At 72.6% G+C, this 23,070-nt stretch carries 24 protein-coding genes; 8 read left to right on the top strand and 16 right to left on the bottom strand.

What is annotated here, in order from left to right:
- Positions 1 to 328 precede the first annotated feature (328 nt).
- Positions 329 to 955: a lytic transglycosylase domain-containing protein gene (locus ACK8OX_RS00830; RefSeq protein ID WP_430662012.1), complete on the top strand. Its 627-nt coding sequence runs from the start codon at positions 329 to 331 to the stop codon at positions 953 to 955.
- A 10-nt stretch (positions 956 to 965) separates the two neighbouring features.
- Here the strand turns inward: ACK8OX_RS00830 and ACK8OX_RS00825 are convergent, their stop codons facing one another.
- From ACK8OX_RS00825 to ACK8OX_RS00815, 3 genes are all read right to left on the bottom strand, one after another.
- Positions 966 to 2,093 (bottom strand): CaiB/BaiF CoA transferase family protein, encoded by a 1,128-nt coding sequence (locus ACK8OX_RS00825; RefSeq protein WP_430662011.1) that lies wholly within the window; start codon positions 2,091 to 2,093, stop codon positions 966 to 968.
- 2 nt (positions 2,094 to 2,095) lie between these two features.
- Entirely contained in the window at positions 2,096 to 3,265 is a 1,170-nt protein-coding gene (locus ACK8OX_RS00820) for an acyl-CoA dehydrogenase family protein (RefSeq protein WP_430662010.1), read from the bottom strand.
- Between the two features lie 76 nt (positions 3,266 to 3,341).
- A complete protein-coding gene (locus tag ACK8OX_RS00815; protein ID WP_430662009.1) occupies positions 3,342 to 4,286 on the bottom strand; it encodes a LysR family transcriptional regulator in 945 nt (314 codons plus the stop codon).
- Positions 4,287 to 4,396: 110 nt separating this feature from the next.
- On the opposite strand from ACK8OX_RS00815, the gene ACK8OX_RS00810 reads away from it, so the two are divergent.
- Entirely contained in the window at positions 4,397 to 4,936 is a 540-nt protein-coding gene (locus ACK8OX_RS00810) for a phosphonopyruvate decarboxylase (protein ID WP_430662008.1), read from the top strand.
- Positions 4,933 to 5,520 carry a thiamine pyrophosphate-dependent enzyme gene (locus ACK8OX_RS00805; RefSeq protein ID WP_430662007.1) on the top strand — a complete coding sequence of 196 codons (588 nt, stop codon included), beginning with the start codon at positions 4,933 to 4,935 and terminating at the stop codon, positions 5,518 to 5,520. The genes ACK8OX_RS00810 and ACK8OX_RS00805 overlap by 4 nt, the downstream gene beginning before the upstream one ends.
- A gap of 17 nt (positions 5,521 to 5,537) precedes the next feature.
- On the opposite strand, the gene ACK8OX_RS00800 is transcribed toward ACK8OX_RS00805, so the two are convergent.
- From ACK8OX_RS00800 to ACK8OX_RS00790, 3 genes are read right to left on the bottom strand one after another with little or no spacing between them, the layout of a single operon-like run.
- On the bottom strand, positions 5,538 to 6,122 hold the full coding sequence (locus tag ACK8OX_RS00800; protein ID WP_430662006.1) for a LysE family translocator: 585 nt from the start codon (positions 6,120 to 6,122) through the stop codon (positions 5,538 to 5,540).
- A gap of 31 nt (positions 6,123 to 6,153) precedes the next feature.
- Positions 6,154 to 6,621 carry a hypothetical protein gene (locus ACK8OX_RS00795; protein WP_430662005.1) on the bottom strand — a complete coding sequence of 156 codons (468 nt, stop codon included), beginning with the start codon at positions 6,619 to 6,621 and terminating at the stop codon, positions 6,154 to 6,156.
- On the bottom strand, positions 6,618 to 8,072 hold the full coding sequence (locus tag ACK8OX_RS00790; RefSeq protein WP_430662004.1) for an N-acyl-D-amino-acid deacylase family protein: 1,455 nt from the start codon (positions 8,070 to 8,072) through the stop codon (positions 6,618 to 6,620). The genes ACK8OX_RS00795 and ACK8OX_RS00790 overlap by 4 nt, the downstream gene beginning before the upstream one ends.
- A gap of 117 nt (positions 8,073 to 8,189) precedes the next feature.
- Here ACK8OX_RS00790 and ACK8OX_RS00785 point away from each other — a divergent pair, with 117 nt between their 5' ends.
- Positions 8,190 to 8,381 carry a hypothetical protein gene (locus ACK8OX_RS00785; protein ID WP_430662003.1) on the top strand — a complete coding sequence of 64 codons (192 nt, stop codon included), beginning with the start codon at positions 8,190 to 8,192 and terminating at the stop codon, positions 8,379 to 8,381.
- A gap of 24 nt (positions 8,382 to 8,405) precedes the next feature.
- Here the strand turns inward: ACK8OX_RS00785 and ACK8OX_RS00780 are convergent, their stop codons facing one another.
- Genes ACK8OX_RS00780 through ACK8OX_RS00755 form a run of 6 tightly spaced genes read right to left on the bottom strand, consistent with a single transcriptional unit; the run spans position 8,406 to position 16,461 of the window.
- Positions 8,406 to 9,401 carry a serine hydrolase domain-containing protein gene (locus ACK8OX_RS00780; RefSeq protein ID WP_430662002.1) on the bottom strand — a complete coding sequence of 332 codons (996 nt, stop codon included), beginning with the start codon at positions 9,399 to 9,401 and terminating at the stop codon, positions 8,406 to 8,408.
- A gap of 45 nt (positions 9,402 to 9,446) precedes the next feature.
- On the bottom strand, positions 9,447 to 10,670 hold the full coding sequence (locus tag ACK8OX_RS00775; RefSeq protein ID WP_430662001.1) for a hypothetical protein: 1,224 nt from the start codon (positions 10,668 to 10,670) through the stop codon (positions 9,447 to 9,449).
- Positions 10,671 to 12,326 (bottom strand): hydantoinase B/oxoprolinase family protein, encoded by a 1,656-nt coding sequence (locus ACK8OX_RS00770; protein ID WP_430662000.1) that lies wholly within the window; start codon positions 12,324 to 12,326, stop codon positions 10,671 to 10,673.
- Entirely contained in the window at positions 12,326 to 14,398 is a 2,073-nt protein-coding gene (locus ACK8OX_RS00765) for a hydantoinase/oxoprolinase family protein (protein ID WP_430661999.1), read from the bottom strand. Before ACK8OX_RS00765 ends, ACK8OX_RS00770 begins: the two co-directional genes overlap by 1 nt.
- Complete coding sequence (locus ACK8OX_RS00760; RefSeq protein ID WP_430661998.1) at positions 14,395 to 15,660, bottom strand: Zn-dependent hydrolase; 1,266 nt, start codon at positions 15,658 to 15,660, stop codon at positions 14,395 to 14,397. Before ACK8OX_RS00760 ends, ACK8OX_RS00765 begins: the two co-directional genes overlap by 4 nt.
- A gap of 12 nt (positions 15,661 to 15,672) precedes the next feature.
- Positions 15,673 to 16,461 (bottom strand): SDR family oxidoreductase, encoded by a 789-nt coding sequence (locus ACK8OX_RS00755; protein WP_430661997.1) that lies wholly within the window; start codon positions 16,459 to 16,461, stop codon positions 15,673 to 15,675.
- A 106-nt stretch (positions 16,462 to 16,567) separates the two neighbouring features.
- Here ACK8OX_RS00755 and ACK8OX_RS00750 point away from each other — a divergent pair, with 106 nt between their 5' ends.
- From ACK8OX_RS00750 to ACK8OX_RS00735, 4 genes are all read left to right on the top strand, one after another.
- On the top strand, positions 16,568 to 17,545 hold the full coding sequence (locus ACK8OX_RS00750; RefSeq protein ID WP_430661996.1) for a 2-hydroxyacid dehydrogenase: 978 nt from the start codon (positions 16,568 to 16,570) through the stop codon (positions 17,543 to 17,545).
- Between the two features lie 10 nt (positions 17,546 to 17,555).
- Positions 17,556 to 17,900, top strand: a complete 345-nt coding sequence (locus ACK8OX_RS00745; protein WP_430661995.1) for a hypothetical protein — start codon at positions 17,556 to 17,558, stop codon at positions 17,898 to 17,900.
- Positions 17,901 to 18,193: 293 nt separating this feature from the next.
- Positions 18,194 to 18,604 (top strand): flavin reductase family protein, encoded by a 411-nt coding sequence (locus tag ACK8OX_RS00740; protein ID WP_430661994.1) that lies wholly within the window; start codon positions 18,194 to 18,196, stop codon positions 18,602 to 18,604.
- A gap of 30 nt (positions 18,605 to 18,634) precedes the next feature.
- On the top strand, positions 18,635 to 20,317 hold the full coding sequence (locus ACK8OX_RS00735) for an ABC transporter permease (RefSeq protein WP_430661993.1): 1,683 nt from the start codon (positions 18,635 to 18,637) through the stop codon (positions 20,315 to 20,317).
- A 33-nt stretch (positions 20,318 to 20,350) separates the two neighbouring features.
- Here ACK8OX_RS00735 and bfr read toward each other — a convergent pair whose 3' ends face one another.
- The 4 genes from bfr to ACK8OX_RS00715 form a co-directional block, all read right to left on the bottom strand.
- Positions 20,351 to 20,857, bottom strand: coding sequence for a bacterioferritin (bfr, locus tag ACK8OX_RS00730; protein ID WP_430661992.1), 507 nt, complete (start codon positions 20,855 to 20,857; stop codon positions 20,351 to 20,353).
- A gap of 51 nt (positions 20,858 to 20,908) precedes the next feature.
- Entirely contained in the window at positions 20,909 to 21,085 is a 177-nt protein-coding gene (locus ACK8OX_RS00725) for a (2Fe-2S)-binding protein (RefSeq protein WP_430661991.1), read from the bottom strand.
- 34 nt (positions 21,086 to 21,119) lie between these two features.
- On the bottom strand, positions 21,120 to 22,157 hold the full coding sequence (locus ACK8OX_RS00720) for a Fe(3+) ABC transporter substrate-binding protein (RefSeq protein ID WP_430661990.1): 1,038 nt from the start codon (positions 22,155 to 22,157) through the stop codon (positions 21,120 to 21,122).
- 96 nt (positions 22,158 to 22,253) lie between these two features.
- Positions 22,254 to 23,036, bottom strand: a complete 783-nt coding sequence (locus ACK8OX_RS00715; RefSeq protein WP_430661989.1) for an HpcH/HpaI aldolase family protein — start codon at positions 23,034 to 23,036, stop codon at positions 22,254 to 22,256.
- Positions 23,037 to 23,070 lie beyond the last annotated feature (34 nt).

The following is a 23,070-nucleotide window of genomic DNA, read 5'->3' as shown; positions in this document are numbered from 1 at the left end:
TGGCGCGCGGGCGCGAATGCGGGCAGACCGGAAGGCGGGGCCGCGGCCCGCCGGGAAGGGGCCGGCCGGGGCAGCGGCGTCCGGCGCCGGGCTGATGCGTCAGCACCATTGACCAAAAAAAAGGGCGGTGCCTTGCGGCACCGCCGAGTTTAGGGAGGAAACGTCCAAGAAAGACAGACAACGCGGGAGTTCCGTGTTGCTGCGATGCACAATCTATGGACCGGACCCTGGAGGCGCAAGCCTCTTTTTGCACTGCAACACAGACATGCGACGCCGGCAGACCTCGGGGGGAGGAAGGCCGGCGCGACAAGGATGGAGCACCCCCCCGATGCCCCTGCGCCTGCTGTCCTTCCTCCTGCTGCTCCTTGGCGCCAGCGGCGCGGCTTCCGCCCAGAGACTGCCCGACCCCGGCCTCGCCTGCCGCCAGGCGATACGGCAGGTGGAGCGCGAGGCGGCGCTGCCGCCCGGGCTGCTGATGGCGATCGCGCTGGTGGAATCCGGCCGCGCCGACGCGCGCGGCGAGGTGACGCCCTGGGCCTGGGCCGTGCGGGCCAATGGCCGCGGCGCCTATTTCGCCGAGCGGGAGGACGCCATCCGGGAGGTCCTGCTGCTGCGCATGGCCGGGACGACGCTGATCGATGCCGGCTGCATGCAGGTGAACCTGCACCACCACCCCGATGCCTTCGCCAGCCCCGCCCACGCGCTCGATCCGCTGGCCAATGTCCGCTACGCCGCGCGCTTCCTGGTCCGGCTGCATGACGAGTTCGGCGATTGGCCCGCCGCCGTCGCCGCCTATCATTCCCGCAACGCGCCGCGGGGCGAGGCCTACCGCGCGCGCGTGCTCGCCGCCTGGCCGGGTGGCGAGGAGGCGGCGCAACTGGCGCTCGCACCGATCCCCCTGCCCCCGCCGGAGCCCCCGCCCTTCGTCTACGAGGTGGCCGAGGCGCGGGACTGATCCCGGCCGGTCAGGATTCGGCGAATTCCGCGCGGATCGCCGCCGTGTGCTCGCCAAGCGCGGGGACCCGGCCCGGCGGCCGGGCACCGTCGGAGAAGCGGGCGGCGGGCGCGGCCATGGCGACCGGGCCGTTCGGCGTCTCCACCTCGATCCGGCGCAGTGCGGGGTGCGCCGCCAGCTCCGCCACGCCGTTCACCAGCCCGAAGGCGGTGCCGGCCGCGAGCAGCCGCGCGCTCGCCTCCTCCCGCGTCAGCCGGGCGAAGGCGGCGCCGACATGCGCGTCCACCGCGGCGCGGTTGGCGACCCGTTCGGTGTTGCTGCGCCAGCCCTCCCGCGCCGCCAGGCCCGGCTCGGCCAGGAAGCCCGTGCAGAAGGCGGCCCATTCGCGTTCGTTCTGGATGGAGATGAGCACCAGCGCGCCATCCGCGGTGGCGAAGGCGCCATAGGGGCAGATGGAGGGATGGGCGAGGCCCACGCGCTGCGGCGCCCTTCCCGTGCCCTCGAAGAACAGCAGGGGCACGTTCATCCAGTCCGCCATCCCGTCGAAAAGGCTGACCGCGATACCCTTGCCGCGCCCGGTGATGCCGCGCTCGATCAGCGCCTCCAGCACCGCCGCATGGGCGTTCATGCCGCAGGCGATGTCGACGACGGAAACGCCGACGCGGCCCGGCCCTGCCGGATGGCCGGTGACGGTGGCAAGCCCCGATTCGGCCTGCACCAGCAGGTCATAGGCCTTCATCGCCGCGTAGGGCCCTTCCTCCCCGTAGCCGGAGATGTCCACGGTGATGAGGCGCGGGTGCCTCGCGCGCAACTCCGCGCTGCCGAAGCCGGCGCGGGCCATGGCGCCGGGGGCGAGGTTCTGGATGAAGACGTCCGCCCTCGCCAGCAGCCGCCCGAGCAGCGCGTGGTCCTCGGGCCGCTTGATGTCGAGGGTCAGGCTTTCCTTCCCCCGGTTCAGCCAGACGAAGTAGCTGGACTGGCCGGCCGCCGCGCGGTCGTAGCCGCGGGCGAAGTCGCCGTCCGCGCGTTCGATCTTGATGACGCGCGCGCCGGCATCGGCCAGCCGCAGCGAACAGGTCGGCGCGGCGACCGCCTGTTCCATCGCGACGACAAGGAGGCCTTCCAGCGGGCGCGACATGCTCAGTAGCTCCGCGGCATGCCCAGCACATGTTCCCCGATATAGCCCAGCACCAGGTTCGTGCTGATCGGCGCCACCTGGTACAGCCGCGCCTCACGGAACTTGCGCTCGATGTCGTATTCCTCGGCGAAGCCGAAGCCGCCATGGGTCTGCACGCAGGCCTCGGCCGCCGCCCAGGCGGCGTCGGCGGCGAGCATCTTGCCCATGTTCGCCTCCTCGCCGCAGGGCTCGCCGCGCTCGAACTTCGCCAGGCCCTGGTGGACGATGGCCTCTGCCGCGCGCATCTGTGCATAGGCCCTGGCGATCGGGAACTGCACGCCCTGGTTCGCGCCGATCGGCTTGCCGAACAGCACGCGGGACTTGCTGTATTCCACCGATTTCCGCGTGAACCACTTGGCGTCGCCGACGCTCTCCGACGCGATCAGCAGGCGTTCGGCGTTCATCCCGTCGAGGATGTAGCGGAAGCCCTTGCCCTCGACGCCGACGAGGTTTTCGGCCGGCACCTCCATGTTGTCGAAGAAGACCTCGCAGGAATTGTGGTTCATCATCGTGCGGATCGGACGGATGGTGAGGCCGTTGCCCAGCGCCGCGCGCATGTCCACGATGAAGGTCGACAGCCCTTCGGTCTTCTTCGCCACCCCGTCGCGCGGCGTGGTGCGGGCGAGCAGCAGCATCAGGTCCGAATGCTCGGCGCGGCTGGTCCAGATCTTCTGGCCGTTGACGATGTAGCGGTCCCCCTCGCGCCGGGCGAAGGTGCGGAGCGCGGTGGTGTCGGTGCCGCTGGTCGGCTCCGTCACGCCGAAGGCCTGCAGCCGCAGCGCGCCGGACGCGATGGCGGGCAGGTACCGCGCCTTCTGATCGGCCGACCCGTGCTTCAGGATCGTGCCCATGATGTACATCTGCGCGTGGCAGGCGGCGCCGTTGCAGCCCTCGGCATGGATGGTCTCGAGGATGGCGGCCGCGGCGGACAGCGGCAGGCCGGCGCCGCCGAACTCCTCCGGGATCAGCGCGCCGAGGTAGCCGGCCTCGGTCAGCGCGGTGACGAATTCGGTCGGGTAGCCGCGGCGTGCGTCGAGCTCGCGCCAGTACTCACCGGGGAAGCGGGCGCAGAGCTTGCGCACCTCCTCCCGGATCTCGGCATGCGGGTCGGCGGCGGGGCTGTGCATGTCCATCGGGCGCTCGGCGGGTTGTCGGGCGGCAAATTGGGCCTGGCGGCACCGGGCCGGAACTAGAATCGCGGCCGACCACCTATGCCGGCGATGCATCGGGCGAGAGGAGCTGCCCGTCCCACACCCCGCCCCGCACCATGGCCGACACCTCCTCCCGCAGCACGGCTGCGAAGCGGCGGACGGCATTGGAAGGCTGGCGGCCGAGCGGTTCCGCCACGACGAGCTTGCGCGAGAGATGGGGATCGATGATCGGCGCCGCGCAGAGCCGGCCTGCCGCCACCTCCTCATGCACGGCGGCGCGCGGCAGGATGGTGGCGCCGAGGCCCCGCAGCACCAGGCCCTTCAGCACCGGCAGGTCGTCCGCCTCCACCGCGACATCGAGCGCGATGGCGCGGCGCCCCGCCTCCGCTTCCACCAGCAGGCGCAGCCCGTGCTGCGGCCCGGGCAGGATGAGGCGGCGGCGCGCCACCTCCTCGAACCGGACGGCGTGGTGGGCGGGCAGCGCGGCTTCCGCCGGGGTGACGAAGCAGAGCGTCTCGACCAGCAGGGGCGAGGCGCGGACGCCCGCCGCACGGGCCCCGGCATAGACCACGGCGATGTCCACCTCCCCACCCTGCAGCCATTCCAGCAGGTAGCCGCTGAAGGCCTGCACGACGCGCAGCGTCACCTCGGGATGCGCGGTCAGGAACCGCTCCACCAGGCGGGTGGCGACCACGGCGCCGACCGTGGGCGGCAGGCCGAAGACCACACGCCCCCGCACGGCGCCGGCTTCCTGCATCAGGCCGGCCCGCGTCTCCTCCACCTCGCGCAGGATGGCGGCTGCGCGGCTGCGCAGCATCTCGCCCGCCGGGGTCAGGACCATGCCGCGGCCGTGGCGGGTGAACAGCGGGACCTTCAGCTCCCCTTCCAGCAGGCGGACCTGGCGGCTGAGCGCGGGCTGGGCGATGCGGAGCCGGTCCGCCGCCTTGCTCAGGCTGCCGAGTTCGGCAACCTGGAGGAAGGTGTTGAGCTGGCGCAGGTCCATGGACCCAGACAATCACGGCATAGCTCAATGAGCAACCTTCTAGCCCTGCGATAGCGTCCCCTGGGGCATGATGCCGCCGGGCGCCGCGCGGTGGCGCAGGGAGGGTTCGCATGGTGGCGGAAGCTGCGGGGGCGCCGGCCCCGGACTGGCGGCGGGACGTGTTCGACGTGCTGAAGGCAGCCGGCGTGAAGCACATCGCCTATGTGCCCGATGCCGGCCATTCCACCGCCATCCGCCTGGCCGAGGCGGACCCGGACATCCATTCGGTCGTGCTGACGACGGAGGAGGAGGGGATCGGCTACCTGGTGGGCGCCTGGCTCGGCGGGGAACGCGGGGCGCTGCTGATGCAGTCCTCCGGCGTCGGCAACTGCATCAACACGCTCGGCCTCGTCGCCTGCGCGCGCTTCCCCTTCCTGGCGGTGGTGACGATGCGCGGCGACTGGGCGGAATTCAACCAGCACCAGAACCCGATGGGCCAGGCGACGGAAGCGGCGCTGCGGCTGATGGGCACGATGGTCTGGCGCGCCGACGAACCGAAGGACGTCGCGCCCCTGCTGCGCGGCGCCGCCACCATGGCGTTCGAGGGCGACGGCGCCTGCGCCGTGCTGCTGGGCCAGCGCCTGATCGGCGAGAAGGAGTGGGTGAAGTGAGCGCGGGCGGAACCCTGGACCGGCGCGCCGTCGTCGCCGACCTGCTGAAGGACCGTGGCGACCTGCTGGTGGTCAGCGGCCTCGGCTCGCCGAGCTACGACGTGATGGCGGCGGGCGACCACGACCTGAACTACTACCTCTGGGCCGCGATGGGCAGCGCGATGACGGTGGGCCTCGGCCTCGCCACCGCGCAGCCGGGGCGGCCGGTGCTGGTCCTGACCGGCGACGGCGAGGCGCTGATGGGCTTCGGCGCGCTGGCCACGGTCGCGCTGCGGCGGCCGCCGAACCTGTCCATCGTCATCCTCGACAACGGCCATTTCGGCGAGACCGGGATGCAGGCGAGCCATGCGGGCCAGGGCATCGAGTTCACCAGGGTGGCCGAGGCCTGCGGCTTCCCGGTGGTGGACCTGGTGACGGAACGCCAGGGGGTGGAGCCGCTGCGCCGGCGCATCCACGCGAAGGCGGGGCTGAACCTGGCGGTGGCGAAGATCGCCGCGGTGAACCTGCCCCGCGCCCTGCCGCCGCGCGACGGCGTCTTCGTCAAGAACCGCTTCCGGATGGCGCTGGGCTTCCGGCCGGCCTGAGTGCCTGCCCGGATTGGTCAGCGCAGGATCGGGACCAGGCTGGCGACCAGCAGCAGCGCCATGGCGATGTTGAAGGCGCGCAGCCGGCCCGGTTCGCGCAGCAGGCGCCCGGCGCCGACGCCGATCCCCGCCCAGACCAGCAGGCAGGGGATCTGCACGACGAAGAAGGCGGCGGAGATCGCCAGCACCTGCGGCAGCAGCGGCGCGGCCTCGGTGGTGAAGGTGGGGATCGCCGCGGCCACCAGCATCCAGGCCTTCGGGTTCACCCACTGGAAGCCCGCCGCGCCGAGGAAGCCGAGCGGCGGGCGCGCATCGGCCGCGCGTGGCGCGGCGCTGGCGATCTTCCAGGCCAGCCAGACCAGCCAGGCCGCGCCCGCCCAGCGCAGCACCCCATGCAGCGCCGGGCTTGCCGCCAGCGGCGCGGCCAGGCCGAAGCCGGTCAGCAGCACCATCCCCGCGAAGCCGAAGGTGATGCCCAGCATGTGCGGCACCACCGCGCGCAACCCGTGCCCCGCCGCCGCGGCCGCCACCATCAGCACGTTCGGCCCCGGCGTCACCGACCCGGCGATGGCGAAGCCCAGCAGGGGAAGCCAGTTCTCCATCCCCGGATCACGTCAGCAATACTGACCTTTGTCAATCCCGCCGCGGCGCCTCGATGCTCATCCGCGCCGCCAGCCCCCGCAGGCGCAGCCCGTCATGGCTGACCTCGAGCACCATGCTGGCCACGCGCCCATCCTCGCGCCGGGCGCGGAAGCGGCAGGCGCCGCCGCGGGTCGGGTCGAGCGCGGCGCCGCAATCGAAGCCCAGCCGTTCCAGGCGTGCGAAGACCGGGCCGACATCGCTGCCGGGCGGGAAGGCGGCGAGCAACTCGCGTTCCAGCGTCGCCGGGCCCTGGCGCGGGCCGAGCCTGGTGAACCGCTCCATCTCCGGCCGGGTGGCCCAGCCGCCGCTGCAGGCATGGGCCAGCAGCGTCAGGCCCCCCAGCAGCAGCGCCGCGGCAACCACGGCCTTGAGCGCGGTGCGCTGCCGCCCGTCCTGCGGCAGCGCCGCGCGCGCGCGCCACGGCAGGCGCCCCGCCAGCCGCGCGAGGGGGCGGATCACCCCCGGTGGCGGGTCACCAGCCGCCCCGGCCGTTCCCCCGTCGCGCCCTTGCCGGCGACGAAGGTGGGCACGCCATTGGCCCAGACCTCCTCGATCCCGATCGAGGGCTGCTTCGGGTCCTCGAAGGTGGCGGCGTCGATGACCGTGGCGGGGTCGAACAGCACCAGGTCGGCATAGGCGCCTTCGCGCAGCACGCCACGGTCCACGATGCCGTACGCCTCGGCGCAGCGGCCGGTCATCTTGTGGACCGCGACCTCCATGCTGAACAGGCCGAGCCCGCGCGCATAGTGGCCGAGCACGCGCGGAAAGGTGCCCCAGAGCCGCGGATGTGGATGCGCGTCATGCGGGATGCCGTCGCTGCCGATCATGGACATGGGATGCGCCATGATGCGCCGGACGTCGTCCTCGTCCATCTGGAAGCTGATCTGGCCCGCGGGCAGCAGGCGTTCGGCGGCCATGCGGATGTCGGTGTTCCAGCCGCGCGCGATCTCGGACAGGTAGCGACCGGCCATCTCGGGGTGCGGGATCGACCAAGTGATCATCACCGGCACGTCGTCGCGCAGGCGGTCCGGCATCAGCACGGTCGATCCGGCGGGATAGGGATAGACGTCGTAGGCGACCTGCTGCGTGCGCGCATAGGCGTCGAGCAGCGGCAGCGTCTGGATGCTGCGGCCGTAGTTCTCCGGCAGGGAGCATTTGTGGTGGCTGATCTGCACCTGCACGCCGGCGCGCCGGCCAATCTCCATCGTCTCCTCGATGGAGGCGAGGACGCGGTTCGCCTCGTCGCGCATATGGGTGGAATAGAGGCCGTCGAAGGGCTTCAGCGCCTCGGTGATAGCCACCACCTCATCCGTGGTGGCATGCATGTTGGGGGGGTAGTACAGCCCGGTGGAGAAGCCGGAGGCGCCTTCCGCCATCGCCTGCTTCACCCGCTGGTGCATGTGGTGGATCTCGCTGTCCTTCGCCGGGCGGTAGACGTCGCCGTCCATCGCCTCGACCCGCAACGTCTGGTTGCCGACCAGGGCGTAGGTGTTCACCTCCGACCCGCGGCTGTTGATGGCGTGCGCGTAGTCGCCGAAATCGCCGAAGCGCCACCAGCCATCGGCCCCCACCAGGTCGAGCGGCGGCGGCGGGGCCTTGCGGAAGCGGGCGGGGGCGAGCGAGACGCCGCAGCAGCCGCAGACCACAGTGGTGACACCCTGGCTGGTCTTGCAGAGCGTGCCCTCGGCCCCCATCAGCACGGCGCGGTCGTCATGGGTGTGGGCGTCGATGAAGCCGGGGGCGAGCGCCTTGCCGGTGGCGATCACCTCCCGGTCGGCGCTGGCGGCGCCGAGGTCGCCGACCGCCACGATGCGGTCGCCCTTCACGCCCAGGTCGCCGGTGCGGCGCGGGGCGCCGGTGCCGTCGAACAGCGTGGCGTCGCGGATGATGAGGTCGCAGCGCAGGGCCATGGGGCGATCCGTTCCGGCGGTCATGCAGGGCGCCGATCATGGCAAGGCCGCGCCGAAGGCGGAAGGGAGCGCGGGCGCGGTTCGGGCGTTCCGGCCGGGCAGCAGGAGGTCCCGCCCATGCCCGACACCCCTTCCCCGCCCGCCGGCGCGTCCGCCCGGATGAACAGCGCCGACCCGGCCAGCGCCAACACCGCGGAGAAGGTGCAGCGCGGCGGCCTGACCCGCAACCCGAAGGCGAAGGTGCCCTCCGACCTCTACCCCGACCCGCCGGGCGTGACGGACGAGACGAAGGGCGGGCCGGACGACTGAAGCCTGATCCGCGCCGGTGCGACGCTAGGACGCGCCGAGCGCCGGCAGGATGCCTTCCACCAGCAGGGCGTGGCGGGTGAAGACCTGGCCCGGCACGCGCGGCACGTCGGGGTTGGAGGTCATCACCACCGTCAGGCCGGGCCCGGGCAGGAGGTAGACCATCTGCCCGCCATAGCCCCAGGCGAAGACCACGGGCTGGCCCCGCGCCTCCGCGATCCACCAGCCCATGCCATAGGCCTGGCCGCTGAAGGAACTCCGCCCCTGCGGCACCCAGGCGGTGCGCAGGAAGGCGGCCGGGATCAGCTGCCGGCCGTGATGCACGCCGCCGTTGCGGCAGCACTCGCCGAAGGCCAGCAGCGCGCGGGGCGACAGCGCCATCTCGTTCCCGCCGAAATGCAGGCCCTGCGGGTCGCGCGTCCAATCCGGCACGGCGTGGCCGAGCGGGCCGAACAGCCAGTCCTGCGCCAGGTCGCGCAGGCTGCGGCGGCTGGCGCGGGCCAGCGCGGCGCCGAGGACGTGCGTGCTGCCGGTGGAATAGATCATCGCGCCGCCCGGCTCGTCCACCATCGGGCGGGACAGGGCGAAGCGCAGCCAGTCCCGGCTGGCGACCCAGGCGCCGTAGTTGCGGCCGGAGGTGGATTCGAGCCCCGCCCGCATCGCCAGCAGGTGGCCGACCGTCACCTCCCGCAGCCGCGGATCGGCCTCGGGCGGGATGCGCCCGGCCAGCAGCGGGGCGACCGGCTGGTCCAACCCGTCCAGCACGCCGCGCGCGATGGCGATGCCCGCCAGCATCGCGACGACCGTCTTGGAGGCCGACTTGATGTTGACCGGCGCATCGAGCCCCGGCCCGCGGAAGGCGCGGGAAAACAGGACTTCCCCCTGCCGCGCGACGATGAGGCTGCGGAGGTCGGCCGTGGCCGCCGCAGCGCGCAGCACGGGATCCGTGTCGATGTCCTGCGCCAGGGCGGGCAGGGGCAGGAAGGACAGCAGCGCGGCACGGCGACCGGGGCGGGGCGGCATCCCGCGCATATGGGGCCCGGCCGCCATCCGCGTAGCCCGCCCCCGCTACCGTTCCGGCAGGAGGCTCCGGATGCGCGGTCGGAAGACGTTCACGAGCGCGCAGGTCAGCGGCACGAGCCAGGCCAGGTGGCGTTCCGCGGAGTCGGGCTCGAAAGCCTCGGTGCGGTACACGTCGACCGAGGTCGCGCCCTTCCCCTCGCTCCATTCCGACCACTTCAGCGGCACGCCGGGCATGGCGGCGGCGAAGGCGGCATCGATCGCGGCCGCATCGGCGCGGAGCGCATCCCAGATGCGCCGGCCTTCCGCTCCGCGCAGCCGGACGAAGCCGCCGATCTGCGCCCAGCCACGGGCGCGATAGATGGTGACCCAGACATCGGGATGGCCCAGCGAGGCGCGCGCATTGCCCAGGCTGCGCGGCGTCGGCACGGGCTGGGCGGGGTCGTCGAAGGCGAGGCGGCGGGCGAATTCCGCCCAGAAGGCACGGTCTTCCGCCAGGGCGCGCAGCCTGGCCTCGCCCTGCGGGGCGGCTTCCTCGGCGGGTTCCTCCGCCACCGGCTCCTCGCTGCCGGCCGGCGCATCGACCGTACGCACCACGATCCGCTCCACTTCCCGCGTGCGGGCCAGCAGGCGAGGCTGCACCAGCAGGCCACCATCCGGAAGCGCGAAGCCGCGCACCTCCATCAGGCCGAGCGTGAAGCGCAGCGCGGCATGGTCCTGCACGTATTCGGCGATGGCCTCCGTCTCCTGCCGGATGCCGTCGCCCGCCACGAGCAGCAGGAAGCGCCCGCGCGCCAGGTTGCGCGACACGGCATCCACGAAGGCCGCCTCGTCCAGCCCCGGATGCCGAGCCGCCACGGTGCCGAACAGCGAGGATGCGCGCCCCAGCCGCTGGCTGACCGCCGCCTGGAGGTCGGCATAGCCCCAGCGCGACAGTTCCTTCGCATAGTCCAGGATCTGCGCGATCACCTCCCGCCGGGCCTGCGGGTTGCGGAACAGCTTGCACTCCACCAGCAGGATGGCGCCGTGGCGGTTCACGAACAGGGCGTCGAGCGGCCCGGCGGGGGTCCGCAACTCGCTGCAGATTGCGACCGGGCCGTCGAAGGCCGCGTCGATCTCGGCCGCGGGCAGGACCTCGGGATGGTCGAGCAGGAAGTCGCGCAGCCACGCCTCGTTGCGCGCGCCGCTCGCCATCGGCACCTGCGGCAGGACCAGGCCCGGGCCCGCCCCGCCGCCGGTGAGCACGAGCCGCGGGAAGGCGCCGGCGCTCATTCAGCCATAGACCTTGCGCGCCTGTTCCTCGCTCACCAGCCCATCGGCCAGGTCGCGCTCCACCAGGGCGCGGTCGCGCTGCCGCGGGTCGCCCATGCCGCCGCCGCCGGGCAGCTTCAGCAGCAGGTGGCGGCCCTTCGGGATCACCTGGAAGCCCTTGGTGCGCAGCCGCGTCCCGTCATCGAGCCCGACCCAGCCGGGCGCGCCGTCGCCGCCGCCGTCGCGGCCGCGCGGCGCATTCGCCACGCGGTCGAAGATGGCGTTCACGGCGAATTCGGCATCGCCCTTCGCGCCGATCTCCATCACCTTGCCGAAGCCGCCGCGGGTGCGGCCGGCGCCGGCGGAATCGGGGCGGATCTCGTTCTTCCAGAAGATCACCGGCGCGACGTTCTCCGTCGCCTCCACCGGCATGGTCCGCACGCCCGACGGGAAGGCGGTGCCGTCCAGCCCGTCCTTCGTGGGGCGCGCGCCGGTGCCGCCGGAGTTGAAGGTGATGATCTCGAAATCCGGCAGTTCGGCCGCCGCGCCGCTCACCTGCGCCCCGCCCCGCAGCGGCGGGTTCCAGAGCGCGGAGGAGCCTTCCGCATTCACCCGCCCCGGCACCGCCTGGTGCAGGCAGCCCATCATCAGGTCCGGCAGCAGCTGGCCCACCACATGCCGCACGCTGACCGGATAGGGACGGGGCGCGTTCAGGATGCAGCCTTCCGGGATCTCCATGCGGAAGGGCGCGAGCGAGGCCCAGTTGTTCGGGATCTCCGGCGCGACGACGCATTTGATGCCGAAGCAGGCATAGGCGCGGCAATAGGCGGCCGGCACGTTGATCCCCCGCCCCGACAGGCCGGAGGTGCCGGCGTAGTCCACCACGATGCCGTCGGTCTCCACCGTCATCGCCGCCTTCAGCGTCACCGGTGCCTCGTAGCCGTCGCTGGTGATCTGCGCGCGCCAGGTGCCGCGCGGCAGCTTCGCGATCTCGGCGAGCGTGGCGGAGAGCGAGGCGTCGAAGATGTATTCGGCAAGGGGGTCGATGCTCTCCATGCCGTACTCGTCCATCATCTCCACCAGGCGCTTCGCCGCGGCGTCGTTGCAGGCGCAGAGCGAATAGACGTCGCCCTCCAGCTCGACCGGCGTGCGGGAACCGGCGCGGAGGAAGTCGAAGAAGGTGTCGTTGGCGCGGCCCTGGTCGAAGCACTTGACGATGGGGATGTAGAGCCCCTCCTCGAACACGCTGCGGCCTTCCGGCCCCATGCCGAGCCCGCCGACATCGATGACATGCGCGGTGTTGGCGAAGAGCCCGACGATGCGCCCCCCCCGGAAGGCCGGCGTGACGACGGTGAGGTCGTGCAGGTGCCCGGTGCCGAGCCAGGGGTCGTTGGTGATGTAGTGGTCGCCCGGCCGCATCGTCGCGGCCGGGAACTTCGCGAGGAAGTGGCCGACGCTCTCCATCATCGAATTGACATGGCCCGGCGTGCCGGTGACCGCCTGCGCCAGCATCCGCCCCTTGAGGTCGAAGATGCCCGCCGAAAGGTCGCCCGCTTCCCGCACGGTGGTGGAGAAGGCGGTGCGGATCATCACCTGCGCCTGTTCCTCGACCACCGCGATCAGGCGGTTCCACTGGATCTGGCGCTGGATGGTGGCGAGGGCGTCGCTGGCGGCCATCACGCTTTCTCCCGCGTCAGTTCAAGGTAGCCCAGCCCGTCCACCGCGGCGCGCCAGCCGGGGCCGACCAGGGTGCTCGTCTCCGCCTCGGCCACGATGCAGGGGCCGCGCACGCTGCAGCCGGCGGGCATCGCCGCGCGGTCGTAGATGGCCCAGTCCGTCACCTCGCCCGTCGCGGTGTCGCGCACGGACTGCGTCCGCAGCGGCGGCGGGGCCGGCGCGGCGGTCACGGCGGCCACCGGCTCGATCGCGTCGACCGGCGTCGAGACCGTGACGGCGAAGGCCAGGATCTCCACGTCGCTGCCCGGCACGGGGCGGTCGTAGAAGCGGGTGTATTCGGCGTCGTAGGCGGCGCGGATCGCGGGCACGTCCGCTTCCGCCAGCGCGCGCGCGGGCAGCGCCACCGCGATCTCGTGCCCCTGGCCGACATAGCGCATGAAGGCCAGCCGGTGCTCCACCGTCGCGGCGCCGAAGGCGCCTTCGGCCACCACGCGCGACGCCTCGGCCGACATGGCGCCGAGCAGGGCGTTCACCGCGCCGAGGTCGAAGCTGCCGAAACGCTGGTAGAGCGACTTCACCACCTCATACGCGACCGGCGCGCGCAGGAAGCCGATGGCGCTGCCCACCCCCGCGCCCGACGGCACAAGCAGGCGGTCCACGCCGATCTTCTCGGCCACCCGGCAGCCATGCACCGGCCCGCCGCCGCCGAAGGCGATGATGGCGCGGCCGCCATAGCCCTTGCCGGATTCGATGGCATGGACGCGGGCGGCATTCGCCATGTTCTCGTCCACCATCTCGACCACGCCGAGCGCCGCCATCTCCGGCGACAGGCCGAGGCGGTCGCCCACATCCGCGGCCAGCGCGGCGCGCGCGGGCCCCGTATGCAGCTTCAGGGCGCCACCCGCGAAGCGGTCCGGGTCGTAGCGGCCGAGCAGCAGGTTGGCATCCGTCACGGCCGGGTGCGTCCCGCCGCGGCCGTAGCAGGCAGGCCCCGGATCGGCGCCCGCGCTTTCCGGCCCCACCTGGATGCGGCCCATCGCGTCGAGATGCGCGAGGCTGCCGCCGCCCGCGCCGATCTCCACCATCTCGATCACCGGGATGCGCAGCGGCAGGCCGGAGCCCTTCCTGAAGCGGCCGACGCGCGCCACCTCGAAGCTGCGGCTGGCCTGGGGGGTGAAGCCGTCGATCAGGCAGACCTTGGCGGTGGTGCCGCCCATGTCGAAGCTCAGCACCTCGCCCCAGCCGCGCTGGCGCGCGACATGGGCCGAGAAGATGGCGCCGCCCGCGGGGCCGGATTCGACCAGGCGGATCGGGAAGCGCGCCGCCGTTTCCAGCGTCGTCAGCCCGCCGCCCGACAGCATCAGGAACAGCGGGCAGGTCAGCCCGGCCTCCCGCAGCCCGACCTCCAGCCGATGCAGGTAGCTGGCCATGCGCGGCTGCACATAGGCATTCGCGGCGGTGGTGGAGAACCGCTCCCACTCCCGCATCTCCGGCGAGACCTCGCTGCTGAGCGAGACCGGAAGGTCGGGCCACATCTCCCGCAGGATGGCGGCGGCCCGCTGCTCATGCACCGGATTCACGAAGGCATGGAGGAAGCCGATGGCCAGCGCCTCGATCCCCTCGGCGCGCAGGAACTCCACCTGCCGGCGCACCGCCGCCTCGTCCAGCGGCAGCAGCACCCGGCCCTCGTTGTCCAGCCGCTCCGGCACCGTCACGCGCCAGCGGCGCGGGACCAGGGGCTGCGGCAGGTCGATATTCAGGTCGTACTGGTCGTAGCGGGATTCGTTGCCGAGCGCGAGGACGTCGCGGAACCCCTCCGTCGTCAGCAGCGCGGTGCGCGCGCCCTTGCGTTCGATGATGGCGTTGGTGGCCAGCGTGGTGCCGTGGATCAGCAGCGCGACGTCGCCGGGCGCGAGCCCGGCGCGCGCCAGCACCACCCGCACGCCTTCCAGCACGCCCCGCTCCGGCGCGGCGGGGGTGGTCAGCACCTTGGCTGTCCAGCGTTCTCCGTCGCGTTCCAGCGCGAGGTCGGTGAAGGTGCCGCCGATGTCGACGGCAAGGCGTGCGGTCACTGCGCCATCTCCTGCGCCCAGCGCGTGACGACCGCGCAGGCGGCGGCGAAATCCTCCATCCGCATCGCTTCCTTCGGGTTGTGGCTGCCGTTCTGGTTGCGGACGAAGACCATGCCGGCCGGGATGCCCGCCTGCGCGAAGGCCGCCGCGTCATGCCCCGCGCCCGACGGCATCATCCGGTGGGCGATGCCGAGCGACCGCGCGGCGCGCACCAGCCCCGCCTGCACGTCGGCATCCATCGGCGCCGCCTTGCTGCCCGTCTCGGCGCCGAGTTCGAAGGTCACGCCGCGGCGCGCCTCGATCCCGGGGATGCAGTCGTAGAGCGTCTCCATCAGCGCATCGACGCTGTGCGGGTTGACGCTGCGGACATCGAGCTGGAAGCGCGCCTCGCCGGCGATCTTGGTGAAGCCCGCCTCGGCGGTCGTGCCCATGACGCAGAAGGTGCAGACCAGCGTGTGGCCCATCGCCTCCAGCTCCACCCAGCGGTCGTCGACGCGGTGGGCGAGTTCCGCCAGCGCCACCGCGGCGTCGCGCCGGTACTTGCGCGGCGTCGCGCCGGAGTGGTTGTACTCGCCCAGCACGCGCGCCGCGCGCAGCCGCCGGCTGCCGGGGATGCCGGTGACGATGCCGACGGGGATGCCCTCCGCCTCCAGCACCGGGCCCTGCTCGATGTGGAGTTCGAGGAAGGCGGCGGTGTCCTCGGCGCTGAAGGTCGTCCCGCCGCGCTCGGCGAAGGCGGGATCGAAGCCTTCCGCGCGCATGTGCTCGGCCAGGGTGCGGCCGGTGTCCTGCCGCTTCACCGCCAGTTCGGCCGGCTTCAGCAGGCCCAGCGCGCCGCGGCTGCCGGGGTAGGAGATGGGGAACCAGCTTCCCGCCTCCTCCGCCCGCACCGCCACCACGGCGACGTCGCGCGCCGGCACGAAGCCCGCGCGCTTCATCCCCGCCACCGCGGCGAGGCCCGCCAGCACGCCCGCCGCGCCGTCGTAGTTGCCGCCCTCCGCCACGCTGTCGAGATGGCTGCCCAGCAGCACCCGCTTCGCCGCGCGGTCGGCGCCGGGCAGCGTCATCACCAGGTTGCCGACCGGGTCGGCGCGGCAGTCGAGGCCGATCGCCTCGGCCGCCTGCCGCACGATGGCATGCGCCTTCCGCTCGCCCTCGCCATAGGCGTCGCGGGTGATGCCGGTGCCGTCGAAGGTCGCGTCCCGCAATTCGGCGAACAGGCGCTCCGCCAGCTCCAGGTCCGGCGTCAGGTTGGGCAGCATGGCCACCTCCGGTCAGAAGCTGCGGACGATGCCGCCGTCGATGCGGATGATGTTGCCGGTGATGTAGGCGCCATGGGCGGAAGCGAGGAAGGCGGCCATCGGGCCGAACTCCTCCTTCGTGCCGAGGCGGCCGGCCGGGATCTGCGTCGCGCGTTCCCTGATCTGCTGCTCCACCGGGATGCCGCGCTTCTTCGCCAGGCTGCCCTGCGTCTCCAGCTGCCGGTCGGTCAGGATCGCGCCGGGGGCGAGGATGTTGCAGGTCACGCCATCGGCCGCGACCTCGCCGGAGAGCGACTTGTTCCAGCCGACGATGGCGGCGCGCAGGATGTTGGAGATGGCGAGGTTCGGGATGGGCTGCACCATCCCGGTGGAGCCCACCGTCATGATGCGCCCGTAGCCCTGCGCGCGCATCGCCGGCAGCAGCTTCATGGCGAGTCGGATCGGGTGCAGCACCATGCGCGGGAACCATTCGGCCAGCTGCGCCTCGGTGATCTCGAGCGCGGTGCCGGGCGGCGGGCCGCCGTGGTTCAGCACGAGGATGTCGACGCCGCCGAGCAGGCGCACCGCCTCCTCGCCCAGCCGGTCGATCCCCGCCCCGTCGGCCACGTCCGCCGGCACGCCATGCGCGGCCGGCGCGCCCGCCGCGCGCAGCTCGGCCGCCGCCGCATCCAGGCTGCCCTGGTCGCGGCCGGAGACGACCAGCGACACCCCTTCCGCCGCCAGGCTGTCCGCGATGGACCGCCCGAGGCCCTTGGAGGCGCCCATCACCAGCGCACGCTTGCCCCTGAGACCGAGATCCATCGCGACCACTCCTTTCCGGCGAGAGGGCGCGAACCTGCCGCCGCCCGCCCCGGCTGGCAAGGCGTGCCGTTCCTGCTACCACCCGGGGAAAGCCAGGAGACGTCACATGGCCAAGCCCGTCCTGCTGATCACCCGCAAGCTGCCGCCCGCGATAGAGGCGCGCGCCGCGCGCGACTACGACGCGCGGCTGAACGCCGCCGACGATCCCTGGTACCGCGACGGCGCCGAGATCGCGCGGCGGGCGGCGGAATGCGGCGCGGCCGGCATCCTCTGCGCCGCCGGCGACCCGATGGGGGCGGCGACCATCGCGGCGCTGCCGGATTCGGTGAAGGCGGTGGCCACCTTCTCCGTCGGCTACGACCATGTGGACGTGGCGGCGGCGAAGGCGCGCGGGCTGGTGGTGACGAACACGCCGGAGGTCCTGTCCTTCGCGACCGCCGAATGCGCCTTCACCCTGATGCTGATGGCCGCGCGCCGCGCCGGGGAGGGTGAGCGCATGGTCCGCGCGGGCCGGTGGGAGGGCTGGGCGCCGACGCAGCTGATGGGCGTGACGCTGGAAGGCAAGGCGCTCGGCATCGCCGGCTTCGGGCGCATCGGGCGGGAGCTTGCGGCGATGGCACGCGGCTTCCGGATGCGCATCCACTACCGCGACCTGCACCGCGCGCCGCCGGAGCTGGAAGGGGACGCCACCTTCCACGACACCGACGAAGGCTTCCTCGGCGCGATCGACATCCTGTCGATGCACATGCCGGGCGGCGAGGCGACGCGGAAATGGCTGAATGCGGACCGGCTTTCCCGCATGCGCAAGGGCAGCATCGTCATCAACACCGGCCGCGGCGGGTCGGTGGACGACGCCGCGCTGGCCGAGGCGCTTCGCTCCGGCCACATCCGCGCCGCGGGGCTCGACGTGTACGACGGCGAGCCGAAGGTGTTCCCCGGCTATCTGGGCCTGGAGAACGTGGCCCTGCTGCCGCATCTCGGCAGCGCGACGGAGGAGACGCGGGACGCGATGGGCCACCGCGCGCTGGAGAACCTGGACGCCGTGCTGCGCCACGGCACCGCCCCACCGCACCGCGTCGCCTGAGTCGCGCGGCATGAGGCGGGCCACGCGCGTCACCCTGTTCGTGCATGACAACAACCCGCGGGCGGACATGGTGCCCGACATGGATGTGCTGCACCTGCTGCTGGAACAGGTGCCGCTGATCACCCGCAACGACGACGGCAGCCGCACCTTCGTCTTCGACCTGGCGAACCCGGCCGAGGCGCTGGCGGGCATGCCACCGGCCGCGCCCTCGCTCGACCGCCTGCGCCATCTCAGCCACGCCCTCGCGCAGGAGGCGCGCGCGCTCGGCCTCGACCTCGCCGCCGGCCTGGCGGAGTCGGCGGAACTGGTGGCCGAGGCCGAGGCGGGGATGCGCCGCCCGCCGGGCCGGGCCTGACCTCGACAGCGGCCGCGCCCTCGCACAGTCTGCGCCGCGATCGACCCCTGAAGGCTCCGGCATGCTGTTCGACTTCGACGCCATCCCCAAGGCGAACCACTACAAGCTCCTGGTCTCGACCATCGTGCCCCGGCCGATCGCCTGGGTGGTGACGCAGGACGCGCAGGGCGTGTACAACGCCGCGCCCTATTCCTTCTTCAACGCCTTCGGGGACGACCCGCCGATCATCGCCATCGGCGTCGGGCCGCGGCCCGGGGGGCAGCCGCAAGGACACGCTGGCGAACATCGAGGCGGTGGGGGAGTTCACGGTCTGCCTGGTGCCGGAAGCGGCAATGGAGCGGATGGTGGTGACCGCCGCCGATTTCGCGCCGGGGGTGGACGAGATCGCGGAAGCCGGGCTGGCCACCCTGCCCTCGGCCAAGGTGAAGCCGCCGCGCATCGCCGAAAGCCCGGTGGCGATCGAATGCGTGCTGCACCAGGTCGTCCCGATCGGGCACCACACGATGGTGCTCGGCCGGGCCGTGGCGGTGCATGTGGCCGACGAGGCGGTGCTGGACGCCGCGCGCTGCTACATCGACACGCCGAAGCTCGGCCTGGTCGGGCGGATGCATGGCCGCGGCTGGTATGCCCGCACGGCGGACCAGGTGGAGGTGAAGCGGATCACCGCCGCGGAATGGGAGGCCCGCAAACGCGGCGGGGTGTAGTCGGCGCGGGGCTGGTGTAGTCCTCGACCCATGTCCGCGACCTCGGCGGGACCCCTGCCCGCCCCCCTGCCCCGCCCCGCCGCGCCGCGCCGCCGGCGATCCGCCCCCGCCTGGGCCTGGGCGTCGGTGGTGGTCGCGGCGCTGATGGCGGCGCCGCTCGCCTCCGTGCTGGTCACCGCCGCGGCGCCGGGGGGGGAGGCCTGGGCGCATATCGCGCGCACGCTGCTGCCGGACCTGCTGGTCAATTCCGTCCTGCTCGCCCTGCTGGTGGGGCTGATGGCGGCCAGCATGGGGGCGGTCAGCGCCTGGCTGGTCGCCGCCTGCAGCTTCCGCTTCCGCGCGGTGATCGAGGTGGCGCTGCTGCTGCCGCTGGCGATGCCGGCCTATGTGTGCGGCTACGCCTATGTGTGGCTGCTGGACGTGGCGGGACCGGTCCAGGGCGCGCTGCGCGATGTCACGGGCCTGTCCTGGGGGCAGTACTGGTTCCCCGAGATCCGCAGCCTGCCGGGCGCCGCGCTGATGCTGGCTGCGGTGCTGTATCCCTATGTCTACCTGCTGTGCCGCAGCGCCTTCCTGACGCAGAGCGTCTGCCTGCTGGAGGCGAGCCGCACGCTGGGCCACGGCCTGCCCCGCACCTTCCTGCATGTCGCGCTGCCGATGGCCCGCCCGGCGCTGGCCGGCGGCGTCGCGCTGGCGCTGATGGAGACGCTGGCCGACTACGGCACGGTGCAGCATTTCGCGGTGCGGACCTTCACGACCGGCATCTACGACGCCTGGTTCGGCCTGGGCGACCGGCCCGCCGCCGCGCAGCTGGCCGCCTGCCTGATGGGCATGGTGGCGATGCTGCTGCTGGCGGAGCGGCTGTCGCGCGGGGGGCGGCGCTTCCACCCCACCACCACCCGCAGCCCGCCGCTGCGGCCGGTGGTGCTGCGGGGCTGGAAGGAAGCCCTGGCGATCCTGGCCTGCGCCATGCCGGTGCTGCTGGGTTTCGTCATCCCCGCGGGCACGCTGCTGGCATTGATGCTGCAGGCGGGCGACCCGCTGGACCCACGGCGGACCGTGCCCTTCGCGCTGAACAGCCTGACGCTGGCCGCGCTGACGGCAGGGCTCGCGGTGGCGCTGGCCGCGCTGCTGGCCTGGGGGCAGCGGCTGCATCCCTCCGCGCTGCGGGCAGCGGCGAACCGCGTCGCCTCGCTCGGCTACGCCGTGCCGGGATCGGTCATCGCAGTCGGCGCGCTGGTGCCCTTCGCGCTGTTCGACAACGCGCTCGACGCCTGGATGCGGGCGCGCTTCGGCGTCTCCACCGGGCTGCTGCTGTCGGGGACCATCGCGGCGCTGGTCTTCGCCTATCTGGTGCGCTTCCTCGGCGTCGCGCTCTCGGCCGTGGAAAGCGGGTTGACGCGGATCAAGCCCAGCCTGTTCTCCGCCGCCCGCGTGCTCGGCCGCAGCCCCGGCCAGGCGGTGCGGGAGGTGGAGTTGCCGCTGGCGCGCGGCGCGCTGCTGACCGCGGCCGTGCTGGTCTTCGTGGACACCATGAAGGAACTTCCCGCGACGCTGATCGTGCGCCCCTTCGACTTCGACACGCTGGCGGTGCGCGTCCACAGCCTGGCCGCGGACGAGCGCCTGGCGGAGGCTTCGACCGCCGCGCTGCTGATCGTGGCCGTCGGGCTGCTGCCGGTGGTGGCGCTGGTGCGGGCGATGCGGAAGCCCTGACCGCCCGGCCTTGTGGCCGGGCGGGGCGGGGCGTCAGCCCTTGGCGGCGTCGCCGCCTTCCTGTTCGTCGGCGGGTTCGCTGTTGAGGAGGATGTAGCGCTCGATCCCGATCTGCTTGATGAGGTCGAACTGGCGGTCGAGGTAGTCCTCGTGCTCCTCCTCATTCGCCAGGATGCGCAGCAGCAGGTCGCGCGAGACGTAGTCGCGCACGCTCTCGCAATAGGCGATGCCCTCCCGCAGGTCGGCCAGCGCCTTCTCCTCGAGCTTCATGTCGGCTTCGAGGATCTCCTGCACGCTCTGCCCGACCAGCACCTGGTTCAGGCGCTGCACGTTGGGCAGGCCGCCGAGGAACAGGATGCGCTCGATCAGCCAGTCGGCGTGCTTCATCTCCTCGATCGATTCCTCGTATTCCTTGCGTCCCAGCCGCGTGACGCCCCAGTGGCGGAGCGTCCGCGCATGCAGGAAATACTGGTTGATCGCGGTCAGCTCGTTGGTGAGCTGGATGTTCAGGTGTTCGACCACCTTGGGGTCGCGCAGCATCCCGGTCCCTTTCCTTCCTTTCGAGGGAGGGAGGGACACCGCGCGCCGCCGTCAGCCGGCGCGGGCCGCCCCCCCTTCCCGCACCATCGCAAGAATGGTGCCCGTGCAGCAGCCGCACTGGGCCTTGCAGCCGCAGGCGGCGTAGACTTCGCGCGGACGGTCGGCGCCCCCCGCCACGGCGGCGGAGATCTGCTTGTCCGTCAGCGCATTGCAATTGCAGATGTACACGGTCCCGTGCCCCTGTCGGTTCGCGTTCGCGCGATCAGCGCCAGCCAGCGCGCTGCATGATGCGCAGCGCCTCGGCGGCGTTGGCGGCCAGGCGGTCGCCGTTGATCGCCTCGGCCCGGAAGCGGCCCATCGCGGCCAGCGCCGGATGCAGCGGCACGTCGTCGACGACCGGGTATTCCATGTTGCCCAGCGCCAGCACCTCCTGCGCCTCGCGCGTCGTCAGGTAGTCCAGGAAGCGGGCGGCGTTGTCGCGGTTGGGCGAGGTGCGGACGAGCGCGGCGCCGGAGACGTTGACATGCGCGCCGCGGTCGCCCGCGCCCTGGTTGGGGAAGATCACGCCGATGCGCTGGAACAGCTCCCGGTCGGCCGGCGCGTCGGAAGCGCCGAAGGCCGCCAGGTAGTAGGTGTTCGAGATCGCCAGGCGGCACTGGCCGGGCGGGATCGCGCGGAACTGGTCGCGGTCGCCGCCCTGCGGCGGGCGGGCCAGGTTCTGCGCCACGCCGCGCGCCCAGGCTTCCGTCGCCTCCGCCCCGTCGGCCGCGAGGAGCGAGGCCGCCATGCTGACATTGTAGGGGTGGTTCGCCGCGCGGACGCAGATCTGCCCGCGGAATCGCGGATCGGCCAGGTCCTCGTAGCGGGTCAGGCCTTCCGGCAGGCCGCGCTGCTTGTCGTACATGACGACGCGGGCGCGCTGGGAGATGGCGAACCAATGGCCCTGCGGGTCCCGCAGCCCGGCCGGGACGCGGCTCTCGACCGCGGCGGAGCCGTGCGGCTGGGTGATGCCGGCATCCTTCGCCCGCGCGAGCCGCGCGGCATCGACGGTGATGAAGACGTCGGCCGGGCTGTTCTGGCCTTCGGTGCGGATGCGCTCGATCAGCTGGTCCGCATCGCCCTCGATCAGGCGGACACGGATGCCCGTCTCCCGCGTGAAGGCCTCGTAGAGGCGGCGGTCGCTGTCGTAGTGGCGAGCGGAATAGACCGCCACCTCGCCGCGGGCGGGCGCCTGGGCATGGGCGAGGGGGGAGCCGAGCAGAAGGGCGGCGAGGCCGGGGAGCAGGACGCGACGGAGCATCGGGGCACCTCAGGGTTGCAACCGCGCCAATATCGCAAATGAGAACCATTCGCAAGTCTTGTCGCAAAGAAAGGGGCCGCAGCCCCTTTCCCTTCCTCAGCCCAGGCCGCGCAGGAACCCCGCCCGCTGCGTGCAGGCCGCCATCAGCAGCGAATGGTCGCTTCCCGCGAGCACGAAGCGGGCGCCGAGCCGGATGTAGTCGGGCGCCACCTTCTCGTCATAGACGCCGCCCATGCCCATGACCTTGCCGTGCCGCGCGCAGGCGGCGCCCACCGTTTCGTAGGCCTTCCGAACCTCCGGATGGCCCATCTGGCCTGGGATGCCCATGGTGGAGGTGAGGTCGGAGGTGCCGAACATCAGCACGTCGACCCCCGGCGTGGCGGCGATGGCCTCGGCGTTGCGCACCGCCTCCGGCGTCTCGATCATCACCACGACCAGGATCTCCCGGTTCAGCTCCGCCTGCGCCTCGGCCGCGGCGACGGGGCGCAGGCCGTAGGCGAAGGGCGGCCCGCCCCAGCTCCGCTCCCCCACCGGCGGGAAACGATAGGCGCGGACCACCGCCGCCGCCTCCTCCGCCGTGTCCACATGCGGCACGACGACGCCCATCGCGCCGTTGTCGAGGCACCGCGTCCCCTCGTGCAGGGCGTCCTTGCACACGCGCACGATCGGCGTCACGCCCTGCGACAGCGCGGCGATGCAGATGCGCGTGGCGTCATCCACGCTCATCGCGCCATGCTCCATGTCGATGAACAGCCAGTCGTAGCCGGACGCGGCCGCGATCATGCCGACGGCGCTGCCGCGCAGGTGGTGCACGCCGAGGCCGAGCGCGATCCCCCCTTCGGCAAGCCGGGCGCGGACGGGATTGGGCGGCAGGGGCATGGCGGTTCTCCTCGACCCGCAGGCGACCACGCGC

The sequence above is a fragment of the Falsiroseomonas sp. CW058 genome, from assembly GCF_050563535.1.
Taxonomy (GTDB): domain Bacteria; phylum Pseudomonadota; class Alphaproteobacteria; order Acetobacterales; family Acetobacteraceae; genus Falsiroseomonas.
The sequence above is the reverse complement of the archived record's forward strand: the minus strand, read 5'-3'. Positions and strand labels throughout refer to the sequence as shown.

Bases quoted from the DNA above. Each gene is read 5' to 3' on its own strand.
- ACK8OX_RS00830 (WP_430662012.1), top strand. From the start codon at position 329: ATGCCCCTGCGCCTGCTGTCCTTCCTCCTGCTGCTCCTTGGCGCCAGC.
- ACK8OX_RS00825 (WP_430662011.1), bottom strand. From the start codon at position 2,093: ATGTCGCGCCCGCTGGAAGGCCTCCTTGTCGTCGCGATGGAACAGGCG.
- ACK8OX_RS00820 (WP_430662010.1), bottom strand. From the start codon at position 3,265: ATGGACATGCACAGCCCCGCCGCCGACCCGCATGCCGAGATCCGGGAG.
- ACK8OX_RS00815 (WP_430662009.1), bottom strand. From the start codon at position 4,286: ATGGACCTGCGCCAGCTCAACACCTTCCTCCAGGTTGCCGAACTCGGC.
- ACK8OX_RS00810 (WP_430662008.1), top strand. From the start codon at position 4,397: ATGGTGGCGGAAGCTGCGGGGGCGCCGGCCCCGGACTGGCGGCGGGAC.
- ACK8OX_RS00800 (WP_430662006.1), bottom strand. From the start codon at position 6,122: ATGGAGAACTGGCTTCCCCTGCTGGGCTTCGCCATCGCCGGGTCGGTG.
- ACK8OX_RS00790 (WP_430662004.1), bottom strand. From the start codon at position 8,072: ATGGCCCTGCGCTGCGACCTCATCATCCGCGACGCCACGCTGTTCGAC.
- ACK8OX_RS00785 (WP_430662003.1), top strand. From the start codon at position 8,190: ATGCCCGACACCCCTTCCCCGCCCGCCGGCGCGTCCGCCCGGATGAAC.
- ACK8OX_RS00780 (WP_430662002.1), bottom strand. From the start codon at position 9,401: ATGCCGCCCCGCCCCGGTCGCCGTGCCGCGCTGCTGTCCTTCCTGCCC.
- ACK8OX_RS00775 (WP_430662001.1), bottom strand. From the start codon at position 10,670: ATGAGCGCCGGCGCCTTCCCGCGGCTCGTGCTCACCGGCGGCGGGGCG.
- ACK8OX_RS00770 (WP_430662000.1), bottom strand. From the start codon at position 12,326: ATGGCCGCCAGCGACGCCCTCGCCACCATCCAGCGCCAGATCCAGTGG.
- ACK8OX_RS00760 (WP_430661998.1), bottom strand. From the start codon at position 15,660: ATGCTGCCCAACCTGACGCCGGACCTGGAGCTGGCGGAGCGCCTGTTC.
- ACK8OX_RS00755 (WP_430661997.1), bottom strand. From the start codon at position 16,461: ATGGATCTCGGTCTCAGGGGCAAGCGTGCGCTGGTGATGGGCGCCTCC.
- ACK8OX_RS00750 (WP_430661996.1), top strand. From the start codon at position 16,568: ATGGCCAAGCCCGTCCTGCTGATCACCCGCAAGCTGCCGCCCGCGATA.
- ACK8OX_RS00745 (WP_430661995.1), top strand. From the start codon at position 17,556: ATGAGGCGGGCCACGCGCGTCACCCTGTTCGTGCATGACAACAACCCG.
- ACK8OX_RS00735 (WP_430661993.1), top strand. From the start codon at position 18,635: ATGTCCGCGACCTCGGCGGGACCCCTGCCCGCCCCCCTGCCCCGCCCC.
- bfr (WP_430661992.1), bottom strand. From the start codon at position 20,857: ATGCTGCGCGACCCCAAGGTGGTCGAACACCTGAACATCCAGCTCACC.
- ACK8OX_RS00720 (WP_430661990.1), bottom strand. From the start codon at position 22,157: ATGCTCCGTCGCGTCCTGCTCCCCGGCCTCGCCGCCCTTCTGCTCGGC.
- ACK8OX_RS00715 (WP_430661989.1), bottom strand. From the start codon at position 23,036: ATGCCCCTGCCGCCCAATCCCGTCCGCGCCCGGCTTGCCGAAGGGGGG.